The organism is Pseudomonas sp. ZL2 (assembly GCF_054788455.1).
In genome coordinates this window covers 168202-180855 of the sequence record NZ_JBGOGX010000011.1, presented here as the reverse complement: position 1 = coordinate 180855, position 12654 = coordinate 168202, and the positions used below count along the sequence as shown (strand labels likewise).

11 protein-coding genes are annotated in these 12654 nt (G+C 64.1%); all 11 read left to right on the top strand.

Going from position 1 to position 12654, the window contains the following annotated elements; all coding sequences use genetic code 11:
- The 11 genes from ABM562_RS11795 (at position 1) to ABM562_RS11745 (ending at position 12653) form a co-directional block, all read left to right on the top strand.
- The gene (locus ABM562_RS11795; protein WP_115088431.1) at positions 1-1623 is read left to right on the top strand and encodes a methyl-accepting chemotaxis protein; all 1623 of its coding nucleotides are present in this window, start codon (positions 1-3) and stop codon (positions 1621-1623) included.
- Positions 1624-1630: 7 nt separating this feature from the next.
- Positions 1631-2161: a chemotaxis protein CheW gene (locus ABM562_RS11790; protein ID WP_134064039.1), complete on the top strand. Its 531-nt coding sequence runs from the start codon at positions 1631-1633 to the stop codon at positions 2159-2161.
- Positions 2158-3426: a CheR family methyltransferase gene (locus tag ABM562_RS11785; protein ID WP_115088429.1), complete on the top strand. Its 1269-nt coding sequence runs from the start codon at positions 2158-2160 to the stop codon at positions 3424-3426. Before ABM562_RS11790 ends, ABM562_RS11785 begins: the two co-directional genes overlap by 4 nt.
- A complete protein-coding gene (locus ABM562_RS11780) occupies positions 3423-4088 on the top strand; it encodes a chemotaxis protein CheW (RefSeq protein ID WP_115088428.1) in 666 nt (221 codons plus the stop codon). Before ABM562_RS11785 ends, ABM562_RS11780 begins: the two co-directional genes overlap by 4 nt.
- Positions 4085-6358, top strand: a complete 2274-nt coding sequence (locus ABM562_RS11775; RefSeq protein ID WP_115088427.1) for a hybrid sensor histidine kinase/response regulator — start codon at positions 4085-4087, stop codon at positions 6356-6358. Before ABM562_RS11780 ends, ABM562_RS11775 begins: the two co-directional genes overlap by 4 nt.
- Positions 6355-7368 carry a chemotaxis response regulator protein-glutamate methylesterase gene (gene cheB, locus ABM562_RS11770; RefSeq protein ID WP_115088426.1) on the top strand — a complete coding sequence of 338 codons (1014 nt, stop codon included), beginning with the start codon at positions 6355-6357 and terminating at the stop codon, positions 7366-7368. Before ABM562_RS11775 ends, cheB begins: the two co-directional genes overlap by 4 nt.
- A gap of 51 nt (positions 7369-7419) precedes the next feature.
- Positions 7420-8424, top strand: coding sequence for a response regulator (locus tag ABM562_RS11765; RefSeq protein ID WP_115088425.1), 1005 nt, complete (start codon positions 7420-7422; stop codon positions 8422-8424).
- Between the two features lie 153 nt (positions 8425-8577).
- Positions 8578-9673, top strand: a protein-coding gene (gene prfB / locus ABM562_RS11760) for a peptide chain release factor 2 (protein WP_115088424.1) whose coding sequence is annotated in 2 segments (ribosomal slippage) — positions 8578-8649 and positions 8651-9673 — 1095 coding nt in all. Because the reading frame shifts where the segments join, the coding sequence is not laid out codon by codon here.
- Between the two features lie 98 nt (positions 9674-9771).
- Entirely contained in the window at positions 9772-11274 is a 1503-nt protein-coding gene (gene lysS / locus ABM562_RS11755; RefSeq protein WP_115088423.1) for a lysine--tRNA ligase, read from the top strand.
- Between the two features lie 100 nt (positions 11275-11374).
- The gene (locus tag ABM562_RS11750) at positions 11375-12079 is read left to right on the top strand and encodes a TetR/AcrR family transcriptional regulator (RefSeq protein ID WP_115088422.1); all 705 of its coding nucleotides are present in this window, start codon (positions 11375-11377) and stop codon (positions 12077-12079) included.
- Positions 12080-12107: 28 nt separating this feature from the next.
- Positions 12108-12653 (top strand): hypothetical protein, encoded by a 546-nt coding sequence (locus ABM562_RS11745; protein WP_115088421.1) that lies wholly within the window; start codon positions 12108-12110, stop codon positions 12651-12653.
- The last annotated feature ends 1 nt before the right edge of the window (position 12654 follow it).

Here is a 12654-nt window from a genome sequence, read left to right as displayed (position 1 = left end):
GTGAAAAACTGGACCTTGCGCCAACGGATCCTGGCGAGCTTCGCCGTGATTATCGCCATCATGTCGCTGATGGTGGTCGCCGCCTATTCGCGACTGGTGGCCATAGAGTCCGGTGAAGAAGCGGTGCGAACCGATAGCATCCCCGGGGTCTACTACAGCTCCATGATCCGCAGCGCCTGGGTCGACAGCTATGTGCTGACCCAGCAGCTGGTGGGCCTGAGCGACCATCGCGAGATCACCTCGGCCGACATGGAACTGTACAAGGGCTTTGAAGAGCGCCTCAAGCAGCACATGGCCAGCTACCAGTCGACCATTCGCGAGAAGGACGATCAGACCAGCTTTGACCAGTTCGGCCAGCTTGAGGCCGATTACCTCAAAGCAGTGGATACCGTGCTGGGGGCCTATCGCAAGAAAGATTACCCCGAAGCCCAGCGCCTGCTCGCCGAGGTGTTGACCCCGGCCTGGGTCAATGGCCGCAAGCACCTGAACGGGGTGATCGAGCGCAATCGACTTTCCGCCGAGAGCGCCACCGACTCCATCGTCAGTGCCGTGGCCACGGCCAAGTTCAGCATGATCGTTTCGCTGCTGCTGGCCATTGTTGCCGCGACCCTCTGCGGGCTGGTGCTGATGCGTGCCATCACCGCACCGATGCAGCGTATCGTCCATGCCCTGGACAAACTCAGCGGCGGCGACCTCAGCGTGCGCCTGAACCTGGACCGCAAGGACGAGTTCGGCGCGGTGGAAAGCGGCTTCAACGAGATGATGGGCGAACTGACCAACCTGGTGTCCCAGGCCCAGCGCTCGTCGGTGCAGGTGACCACCTCGGTGACCGAAATCGCCGCCACCTCCAAGCAGCAACAGGCGACCGCCACCGAAACCGCTGCCACTACCACCGAAATTGGCGCAACTTCGCGGGAAATCGCCGCGACTTCCCGCGACCTGGTGCGGACCATGACCGAAGTCACCTCGGCCGCCGACCAGGCCTCGATCCTCGCAGGCTCCGGCCAGCAGGGCCTGGCGCGCATGGAAGAGACCATGCACCAGGTGATGGGCGCGGCCGATCTGGTCAACAACAAGCTGGCGATCCTCAACGAGAAGGCCGGCAACATCAACCAGGTGGTGGTGACCATCGTCAAGGTCGCCGACCAGACCAACCTGCTGTCGCTCAACGCCGCCATCGAGGCGGAAAAGGCCGGTGAGTACGGCCGTGGTTTTGCCGTGGTCGCCACCGAAGTACGGCGCCTGGCCGACCAGACCGCCGTCGCTACCTATGACATCGAGCAGATGGTTCGCGAGATCCAGTCGGCGGTGTCGGCCGGGGTCATGGGCATGGACAAGTTCTCCGAGGAAGTGCGCCGCGGCATGTTCGAGGTGCAGCAGGTTGGCGAGCAACTGACCCAGATCATTCATCAGGTCCAGGCCCTGGCGCCGCGGGTGCTGATGGTCAACGAAGGCATGCAGGCCCAGGCCACCGGTGCCGAACAGATCAACCACGCTCTGGCGCAGCTGGGCGATGCCAGCAGCCAGACCGTCGAGTCGCTGCGTCAGGCCAGCTTTGCCATCGACGAACTGAGCCAGGTGGCCACCGGCCTGCGTGGCGGCGTGTCGCGGTTCAAAGTCTGACCTGCCGATGAACGACCTTCAGCCTCGCCGCAATCAGGATGCGGCCTCCCACGGCACCCTGTACCTGGTGTTCCGCATCGGCGACCAGCGCTTTGCCCTGGACGCCCATGAGGTCGCCGAAGTGCTGCCGCGCCTGCCGCTCAAACCGATCGCCCAGACCCCGGCATGGGTCGCCGGGGTGCTCGCCCATCGCGGTGCGCTGGTGCCGGTGATCGACGTCGGCGCCTTGAGTTTCGGCCTGCCGGCGCCGGTGCGCACCAGCACGCGCCTGGTGCTGGTGCACTACCGCGTCGACCCCTTGCGCCCGCAATTGCTGCTGGGGCTGATCCTCGAACAGGCCACCGATACCCTGCGTTGCGACCCCGCCGAGTTCCAGCCCTATGGCCTGGACAACCAGCAGGCGCCTTACCTGGGACCGGTACGTGAGGATGCCCAGGGTTTGCTGCAGCGAATCGGGGTGCAGGACTTGCTCAGCGCCGAGGTGCGCCAGTTGTTGTTCCCGCCTGAGCTTGCGGCAAGTGGCGAGGGGCTGGCATGAGTGGCGAACAGCGGTTCTTTCGCTTTTTGCAGGATCGCATCGGCCTGGACGTGGCTTCGGTCGGCGCGCCAATGGTCGAGCGCGCCTTGCGCCTGCGCTGTGCGACCCTGGAAGCCCGGGACCTGGATGACTACTGGCTGCGGCTGCAGCAGTCGAACCAGGAACAGCAGGCGCTGATTGAAGCGGTGATCGTCCCGGAAACCTGGTTCTTCCGCTACCCGGAGTCCTTCAACGCCCTGGTGACCCTGGCGCGCAAGCGTCTGAGCGAACTGGGCGGCTTGCGCCCACTGCGCATCCTCAGCCTGCCGTGCTCCACCGGCGAGGAGCCGTACTCGATCGCCATGGCCCTGCTCGACGGCGGCATTGCTGGCCACAGCTTTCGCGTCGACGCCATGGACATCAGCCCCAATTCCATCAGCCGTGCCGAACAGGCGCTGTATGGCCGCAACTCGTTCCGCGGTTCGCACCTGGACTTTCGTGAGCGGCATTTCAGCGAGACCGGTGACGGCCACAGCCTCGACGAGCGGGTCCGCCAGCAGGTCAAGCTGCAGGCGGGCAACGTGCTGGATCCGGCGCTCAAGGCGCGAGAAGGCAGCTACGATTTCGTTTTCTGCCGCAACCTGCTGATTTACTTCGACGTACCCACCCAGCAGCGGGTGTTCGAGGTGCTCAAAAGTCTGATCCATGAGCAGGGCGTGCTGTTTATCGGCCCGGCCGAAGGCAGCTTGCTGGCGCGCATGGGTATGCGCCCGGTAGGTATAGCTCAGTCGTTCGCCTATGTACGCCAGGCTGAAATGGAGCCGGCGCCGCCGAGCAAGCCGTTAGCCATTCCTTTGCCGTTGACGGTGCCGGTGTCGGCGGCCAGCGTGCCGCGTCCGGCGCCTGCCGTGGTGCGCAGGATCAAGCCGATTGCCCCGCCGCCTGCCAGGCCCGCCGAGCCGGAGTCGGCAGGCGAATTGCTGGCGCAGATCGCCCAACTGGCCAATGCAGGCAGCAGCGCTCAGGCCCAGGCCGCCTGCGCCCGCTATTTGCAGCAGTACCCGCCCAGCGCCCAGGTGTTCTACTGGCTGGGCCTGCTCAGTGACACTGCTGGCGACAGCAGCGATGCCCTGGGCCACTACCGCAAGGCGTTGTACCTCGATCCCCAGCATCCGGAGGCGCTGGTGCATCTGGCCGCGTTGCTGGCTTCTCAAGGTGATGTCGCAGGTGCCAGGCGCCTGCAGGAGCGGGCCGCACGGCGCGCCGACCGGGAGTCTGAACAATGATGGGTGAAAACGACGTGCAACTGGTCGCCAGTGACGCCGCCAGCATCGACGACTGCTGGAACCGTATCGGTGTGCATGGCGACAAGAGTTGCCAGCTGCTCGACGAACATATTCACTGCCGCAATTGCGAGGTCTATGCGGCAGCAGCGACGCGCCTGCTGGACCGTTACTCGCTGTCCCAGGAAGCCCACGAGCAGAGCGAGGCGCCTGAGCAAGCCAGCAGCGGCCGCTCGTTGTTGCTGTTTCGCCTGGGCGAGGAGTGGTTGGCACTGGCCACCCGCTGCCTGGTCGAAGTCGCGCCGCTGCAGCAGGTGCATTCCTTGCCGCACCAGCGCTCGCGGGTGCTGCATGGCGTGGCCAATGTACGGGGTGCGCTGGTGCCGTGCCTGTCACTGGGCGATCTGCTCGGCCTTGAATCCCAGGCGCCGGCCTCGACCTCGGCGCGGGTCATGCCGCGCATGTTGATCATTGCCGCTGCGGGCGGCTCGGTGGTGGTCCAGGTCGACGAAGTGGATGGTATCCATGGCCTGGACCCCGGCCGCCTGACGGCAGAGCAGGGCGAAACCCGTTTTACCGCAGCGGTGCTGCAATGGCGCGGGCGCAGTGTCCGTGTGCTGGATGAAGATCAAGTGCTGTCTGCCGTGAACCGGAGCCTGTCATGACCCCAGAGCAAATGCGCGACGCCTCGTTGCTCGAGCTGTTCAGCCTGGAGGCCGAAGCCCAGACCCAGGTGCTCAGTGCCGGGCTGCTGGCGCTGGAGCGCAACCCGACCCAGGCCGACCAGCTTGAAGCCTGCATGCGTGCGGCTCACTCACTCAAGGGGGCGGCGCGGATTGTCGGCGTCGATGCCGGGGTCAGTGTCGCCCATGTGATGGAAGACTGCCTGGTCGGCGCTCAGGAAGGCCGGCTGCTGCTACGTCCGGAACATATCGATGCCTTGTTGCAGGGCACTGACCTGCTGATGCGCATCGCCACGCCCGGTGATGTCAGCATCGACGCCGCGGTCGAGGGGTTTCTGGTGCAAATGGCTGCGCTGCTCGACCCGAGCGCCGTACCGGCACCTGCGTTTGCGCCGCCGCCGATGCAGCTGCCCGAGCCGCTGCCGGTTGACCCCATAGCCGCCGACCCTGAGCCTGAAGTCGAAGCGGCGCCCGTGCGCAGCGGCAAACGCGCAGGCGAAGGTGGCGAGCGGGTCCTGCGGGTTACTGCCGAGCGCCTGAACAGCCTGCTCGACCTGTCGAGCAAATCGCTGGTCGAAACCCAGCGGCTCAAGCCCTACCTGGCCACCCTGCAGCGCCTCAAGCGCATGCACGGGCAGAGTATCCGTGCCCTGGATGGCCTCAAGCATCAACTCGAAAGCACTGGCCAGAGCCCGGAAGTCCAGGACGCCTTGGCCCTGGCCCAGCGTTTGCTGGGGGAAACCCAGCAGATCCTTTTGCAGCAGGCGTCTGACCTGGATGAATTCGGTTGGCAGGCCAGCCAGCGTGCGCAGCTTCTCTACGACACCGCGCTGGCCTGCCGGATGCGCCCGTTCGCCGATGTGCTGACCGGGCAAAGCCGAATGGTCCGTGATCTTGGCCGCTCGCTGGGCAAGCAGGTACGCCTGGAAATCGAAGGCGAGAAGACCCAGGTCGACCGCGACGTGCTGGAAAAACTCGAAGCGCCGCTGACCCACCTGCTGCGCAACGCAGTCGATCACGGCATCGAACTGCCGGAGCGACGACTGCTGGCCGGCAAGCCGATGGAAGGGCAGATCCGCCTGCGTGCCTCGCATCAGGCCGGGTTGCTGGTGCTGGAGATCAGCGACGATGGCGGCGGCGTCGATCTGGCGCACTTGCGCCAGAGCATTGTCGAGCGCCAGCTGTCGCCCGCCGAGACTGTGGAGCAGATGAGCGAAGCCGAGCTGCTGACCTTCCTCTTCCTGCCCGGATTCAGCCTGCGCGACCGGGTGACCGAAGTGTCGGGGCGCGGTGTCGGCCTGGACGCGGTGCAGCATATGGTCCGCCAGCTGCGCGGCTCGATCGAGCTGACCCAGACCAGCGGCCAGGGCAGTTGCTTCCACCTCGAAGTGCCGCTGACCCTGTCGGTGGTGCGCAGTCTGGTGGTCGAGGTCGGCGCTGAAGCCTATGCTTTCCCCCTGGCGCATATCGAACGCACCCTGGAGCTGCCGGCCGAAGCCATCGTGCAGATCGAAGGCCGCCAGCATTTCTGGCACGAGGGCCGGCATATCGGCCTGGTCTCGGCCAGCCAGCTGCTCAATCGCCCGCCAAGTCAGGCGGACGGGCAGAGCATCAAGGTCGTGGTGATTCGCGAGCGCGAGATGCTCTACGGCGTGGCGGTCGAACGCCTGATCGGCGAGCGGGTGCTGGTGGTGATGCCGCTGGATGCGCGCCTGGGCAAGGTCCAGGATATTTCTGCCGGGGCCTTGCTCGACGACGGTGCGGTGGTGCTGATCATTGACGTCGAAGACCTGCTGCGCTCGGTGGAAAAGCTCCTCAGCACCGGCCGCCTGGAGCGCATCGAGCGCGGTCAGCGCAGTGTGCGCGAGGCGGCGCGCAAGCGCGTGCTGGTGGTCGACGACTCGCTGACCGTGCGCGAACTGCAACGCAAGCTACTGAGCAATAAAGGCTATGAAGTGGCCGTCGCGGTGGACGGCATGGACGGCTGGAACGCCTTGCGCAGCGAGGATTTCGACCTGTTGATCACCGATATCGACATGCCGCGCATGGACGGTATCGAACTGGTCACCCTGCTGCGCCGCGACAGCCGCCTGCAATCGCTGCCGGTGATGGTGGTCTCGTACAAAGACCGCGAAGAAGATCGTCGCCGTGGACTGGACGCCGGGGCCGACTACTATTTGGCAAAGGCCAGTTTTCACGATGATGCCTTGCTCGACGCTGTCGTCGAGTTGATCGGGGGAGCGCAGGGATGAAAATCGCCATCGTCAACGACATGCCCATGGCCGTAGAGGCTTTGCGCCGGGCGTTGGCCTTTGAACCGGCCCATCAGGTGATCTGGGTCGCCAGCAATGGCGCCGAAGCGGTCAAACTGTGCGCCGAGCAATTGCCGGACCTGATTCTCATGGACCTGATCATGCCGATCATGGATGGCATCGAGGCCACCCGGCGGATCATGGCCGAAACCCCTTGTGCCATCGTGATCGTCACGGTCGACCGGCAGCAGAACGTCCACCGGGTGTTCGAGGCCATGGGCCACGGCGCCCTCGACGTGGTCGACACCCCGGCGCTGGGCGCTGGCGATCCGCGTGAGGCGGCAGCGCCGCTGCTGCGCAAGATCCTCAATATCGGCTGGCTGATCGGCCAGCAGCGTAGCAGCCCGACCCGGGCCATGGCCGCACCGGTGCGTGAGGCCGCCCAACGTCAGGGCCTGGTTGCCATCGGTTCCTCGGCCGGTGGCCCGGCAGCGCTGGAGGTGCTGCTCAAGGCCTTGCCAACGAGCTTTCCGGCGGCCATTGTGCTGGTCCAGCACGTTGACCAGGTGTTCGCCGCCGGCATGGCCGAGTGGCTCAGCAGCGCCTCGGGGCTGGCGGTGCGCCTGGCCAGCGAAGGCGAGCCGCCGCAGCCGGGGCAGGTGTTGCTGGCCGGGACCAATCACCACATCCGCCTGCTCAAGAACGGCAACCTGGCCTACACCGCGGAGCCGGTGAACGAGATCTACCGGCCCTCCATCGATGTGTTTTTTGAAAGCGTGGCCCGCTACTGGCGCGGCGACGCGGTCGGCGTATTGCTCACCGGCATGGGCCGCGACGGCGCCCAGGGCTTGAAGCTGATGCGCCAACAGGGCTTTTTGACCATCGCCCAGGATCAGCAGAGCAGCGCGGTGTATGGCATGCCCAAGGCAGCCGCCGCGATAGACGCCGCCGTGGAGGTTCGCCCGCTGGAGCGAATCGCCTCGCGATTGATGGAAATTTTTCCAAAATGACGATATGTATTGAGCCACGCCGGCTGGCCGGCAGTGACCAGGTGACAGCGCATGAATGATTTACCGCTCGACGGTTTTCCGACCATGAATGAAAATTCGGCGATGGTCCTCTTGGTCGACGATCAGGCAATGATCGGCGAAGCGGTGCGGCGTGGCCTGGCTCACGAAGAGAACATCGACTTCCACTTTTGTGCCGACCCGCACCAGGCGGTGGCCCAGGCGGTGCAGATCAAGCCCACGGTAATCCTCCAGGACCTGATCATGCCTGGCCTGGACGGCCTGACCCTGGTGCGCGAATACCGCAACAACCCGGCCACCCAGGACATCCCGATCATCGTCCTGTCGACCAAGGAAGACCCACTGGTCAAGAGCGCGGCCTTTGCCGCCGGAGCCAACGACTACCTGGTGAAACTGCCGGACACCATCGAGCTGGTGGCGCGCATCCGCTACCACTCGCGCTCCTACCTGACCTTGCTGCAACGCGACGAGGCCTACCGGGCCCTGCGCGTCAGCCAGCAGCAACTGCTCGACACCAATCTGGTGCTGCAGCGCTTGATGCACTCCGACGGCCTCACCGGGCTTTCCAACCGCCGCCATTTCGACGAATACCTGGAGCTGGAATGGCGCCGGGCCATGCGTGAACAGGCGCAGTTGTCGCTGCTGATGATCGATGTCGACTATTTCAAGTCGTTCAACGACACTTTCGGCCATTTGGCCGGGGATGAAGCGCTGCGCAAGGTGGCCGAGGCCATACGTGCTTCCTGCGCCCGCCCCAGCGATCTGCCGGCCCGTTACGGCGGCGAGGAATTCGCCCTGGTGCTGCCCAACACCTCGCCCGGCGGCGCGCGCCTGGTCGCAGAAAAACTGCGCCAGACCGTAGCGTCCATGAACATCGCCCACACCATGCCCAACCCCGATTCGGTCCTGACCGTGAGCATCGGCCTGGCGACCCTGACCCCGGGCATCGGCAGTCATTGCCGGCAGCTGATCTCGGCGGCGGACAAGGGCCTGTACCTGGCCAAGAACAATGGCCGCAACCAGGTTGGGGTGGATTGACAGCAGCCACAAGCGGCAAGCTTCAAGCGGCAAGAAAAACCGCAGCGCCCGGCATTTCTCCGGCCTCTTGTCGCTTGTAGCTTGCCGCTTGAAGCTGTAACTCAGCTATACTCTCCGGCTTTTCTACAGAATACGCACGAGAGCTGCCCGCCCATGGAAATCCAACCGATCCTGAACACCATCAAGGACCTGACCGAGCGCTCCGAGTCCATTCGGGGGTATCTTTGACTACGATCACAAGCATGACCGCCTGATCGAAGTCAACCGCGAGCTCGAAGACCCGAACGTCTGGAACAAGCCCGAGTACGCCCAGGAACTGGGCCGCGAGCGCGCCATGCTGGCGCAGATCGTCGATACCCTGGACGAATTGTCCGGCGGCCTGGTCGACTCCCGCGAGCTGCTCGACATGGCCGTCGAAGAGAACGACGAAGCTGCCGTCAACGACGTTGTCGAAGTGCTCCAGGGCCTGGAAGAATCCCTGGCCAAGCTCGAGTTCCGTCGCATGTTCAGCGGCGAGATGGACATGAACAACGCCTACCTGGACATCCAGGCCGGTTCCGGCGGCACCGAAGCCCAGGACTGGGCCAACATCCTCCTGCGCATGTACCTGCGCTGGGCCGCCAAGCGTGGCTTCGACGCCACCATCATGGAGCTGTCCGAGGGTGAAGTCGCCGGCATCAAGGGTGCCACCGTGCACATCAAGGGCGAGTACGCCTTTGGCTGGCTGCGTACCGAGATCGGCGTGCACCGCCTGGTGCGCAAGAGCCCGTTCGACTCCGGCGCCCGTCGCCACACCTCGTTCTCGGCGGTGTTCGTCTCGCCCGAGATCGACGACAAGGTCGAGATCGAGATCAACCCGGCCGACCTGCGCATCGACACCTACCGCTCCTCGGGCGCCGGTGGTCAGCACGTAAACACCACCGACTCGGCCGTGCGTATCACCCACGTACCGAGCAACACCGTGGTCAGCTGCCAGAACGAACGTTCCCAGCACGCCAACAAGGACACCGCCATGAAAATGCTGCGGGCCAAGTTGTACGAGCAGGAGATGCAGAAGCGCAACGCCGCTTCCCAGGCCCTGGAAGACAGCAAGTCGGACATCGGCTGGGGTCACCAGATCCGTTCGTATGTGCTCGACGCCTCGCGGATCAAGGACCTGCGCACCAACATCGAGCGCAGCGACTGCGACAAGGTGCTCGATGGCGATATCGACGAATACCTGGAAGCCAGCCTCAAGCAAGGGCTGTAACCGCGCGGCCCCGGCCTGCTCCCTGAAGGAGCGGGCTTGCCCCGCGATCCCTTGCCCAAGGCGAGGGACAATGAACCCGTGATGGAAAATGTGACGACATGAGCGACTTACAACTCGACCCGCAAGACCTGCAACAGGAAGAAAACAACCTGATCGCGCTGCGCAAGGAAAAACTTGCTGCCGAGCGCGCCAAGGGTAATGCCTTCCCCAACGACTTCCGCCGTGACAGCTACTGCAACGACCTGCAGAAACAGTATGTCGACAAGACCAAGGAAGAGCTGGAAGCTGCAGCGATTCCGGTCAAGGTTGCCGGGCGCATCATGCTCAACCGTGGCTCGTTCATGGTGATCCAGGACATGACCGGGCGCATCCAGGTCTACGTCAATCGCAAGACCCTGCCGGAAGAAACCCTGGCCGCGGTCAAGACCTGGGACCTGGGCGACATCATCGCCGCCGAAGGTACCCTGGCGCGTTCCGGCAAGGGCGACCTGTACGTCGAAATGACCAGCGTGCGCCTGCTGACCAAGTCGCTGCGCCCGCTGCCGGACAAGCACCACGGCCTGACCGACACCGAGCAGCGCTATCGCCAGCGCTACGTCGACCTGATGGTCAACGAAGAAACCCGTCACACCTTCCGCGTCCGCTCGCAGGTCATCGCCCACATCCGCAACTTCCTGATGGCCCGCGACTTCCTCGAAGTCGAGACGCCGATGCTGCAGACCATTCCCGGTGGTGCCGCGGCCAAGCCGTTCGAAACCCACCACAACGCCCTGGACATGCAGATGTTCCTGCGTATCGCCCCGGAGCTGTACCTCAAGCGCCTGGTGGTGGGTGGTTTCGAGAAAGTCTTCGAGATCAACCGCAACTTCCGTAACGAAGGCGTATCGACCCGGCACAACCCCGAGTTCACCATGCTCGAGTTCTACCAGGCCCACGCTGACTACGAAGACAACATGGACCTGACCGAGGAGCTGTTCCGCGAACTGGCCCAGCTGGTTCTGGGCAGCACCGACGTGCCGTACGGCGACAAGGTGTTCCACTTCGGCGAGCCGTTCGTACGCCTGTCGGTGTTCGACTCGATCCTCAAGTACAACCCGGAACTCACCGCCGCCGACCTGCAGGACATCGACAAGGCCCGCGAGATCGCCAAGAAAGCCGGTGCCAAGGTGCTGGGCTTCGAAGGCCTGGGCAAACTGCAGGTGATGATTTTCGAAGAACTGGTCGAGCACAAGCTGGAGCAGCCGCACTTCATCACCCAGTACCCGTTTGAGGTCTCGCCGCTGGCCCGCCGCAACGACGACAACCCGAACGTCACCGACCGCTTCGAGCTGTTCATCGGTGGCCGCGAAATCGCCAACGCCTACTCCGAGCTCAACGATGCCGAGGACCAGGCCGAGCGCTTCATGGCCCAGGTGGCCGAGAAGGACGCCGGTGACGACGAGGCCATGCACTACGACGCCGACTTCGTCCGCGCCCTGGAATACGGCATGCCGCCAACCGCTGGTGAAGGCATCGGCATCGACCGCCTGGTGATGCTGCTGACCAACTCACCATCGATTCGCGATGTGATCCTGTTCCCGCACATGCGCCCACAGGCCTGAGCGAACTGAACAAGCCGCCTTCCGGGGCGGCTTTTTCATGCCTGCAAGAAATTCATCGATCGGATCCAACGTTTGGGGTAGACCAGCAGTGACTCCCGCTATGACTCAACAAGGCGCCGCCGGCGTGGCTACAGCGGTGGCCGAAAGCGTGCAGTACCAGGGCCGCAAGGCCAGCCGTGAAGGCAGCGAGCAGCGCCGTCAGCAGATCCTCGATGCGGCCATGCGCATTGTCGTGCGTGACGGTGTGCGCGGCGTGCGTCACCGTGCGGTGGCGGCCGAGGCCGGGGTGCCGCTGTCGGCGACCACCTATTACTTCAAGGACATCGAAGACCTGCTCACCGACACCTTCGCCCAGTACGTGGAACGCAGTGCGGCCTACATGGCCAAACTCTGGGAGAACACCGAGGTGCTGCTGCGCCAGTTGCTCTCCCAGGGCGATGGCAGCCCGCAGTGGCGGGCGCGCCTGGCCGATGAAGTGGCGAAGATGACCACTGACTATGTACAGCGCCAGTTGCACAACCGCCGCGACTTTCTCATGGCCGAGCAGGCCTTCCGCCAGGAGGCGCTGTTGTGCCCGCGCCTGGCCGAACTGGTCAAGCTGCACGAGCAGATTCTTCTGCGCGGCGCCGTACAGATGCTGCAAGTGGTAGGCTCGCGTCAGCCGCAACAGGATGCTCTGGTGTTGACGGCGATTATCGAGCAGATGGAATATCAGGGCCTGCTCGACGGCGAACAGGCCCAGGCTGAAGCGCCGATGCTCGCTATCCTTACCCGGTACCTGCATCTGGTATTGGCGTCGGTGTAAGGCGCGAACCTATTTCAAGGAGAGGTTGATGAAAGCCAGAACCCTGCTGTTGGCATTGTCGTTCTTGCTGCTTGGCGGTTGTCTGGTCACCTTCAATGAGCCGATCCCGGCCAACAAGCCCGCGCCCAAGGCTCTGCTCGGAAAATGGACCAGCAAGGACGCCTGGGGTGAACCGCTGACCCTGCAGATCAGCCGCAGCGGTGGCAACGCCTACAAGGCGGTGGCCATCGGCAAGGACAAGAAGCGCGACGAGTACGCCTTCACTGTGTCCCAGCACGGCAACCGCTGGTACCTCTCGGCCGGTGTGCCCAAGCGCCTGGGTGGCAACTTCCTGATTGGCGGCTTTGAAGTACTCGACGACAAGGAACTGGTGATCTACAACCTCGACGTCGAGCAGGTCAACCAGGCTGTACAGAAGAAAGAACTCAGCGGCCGGACCATCGAGGTGCCGGAAGACAACGGCGAAGGCATTCTTATCGACAGCCCGGCCGAGCGCGTCCTGGCTTACCTGGACGACCCGGCCAACTCCGACCTGTTCATCGAAGTGGCGCGCTTCAAGCGGGCCGGCAAGTAAT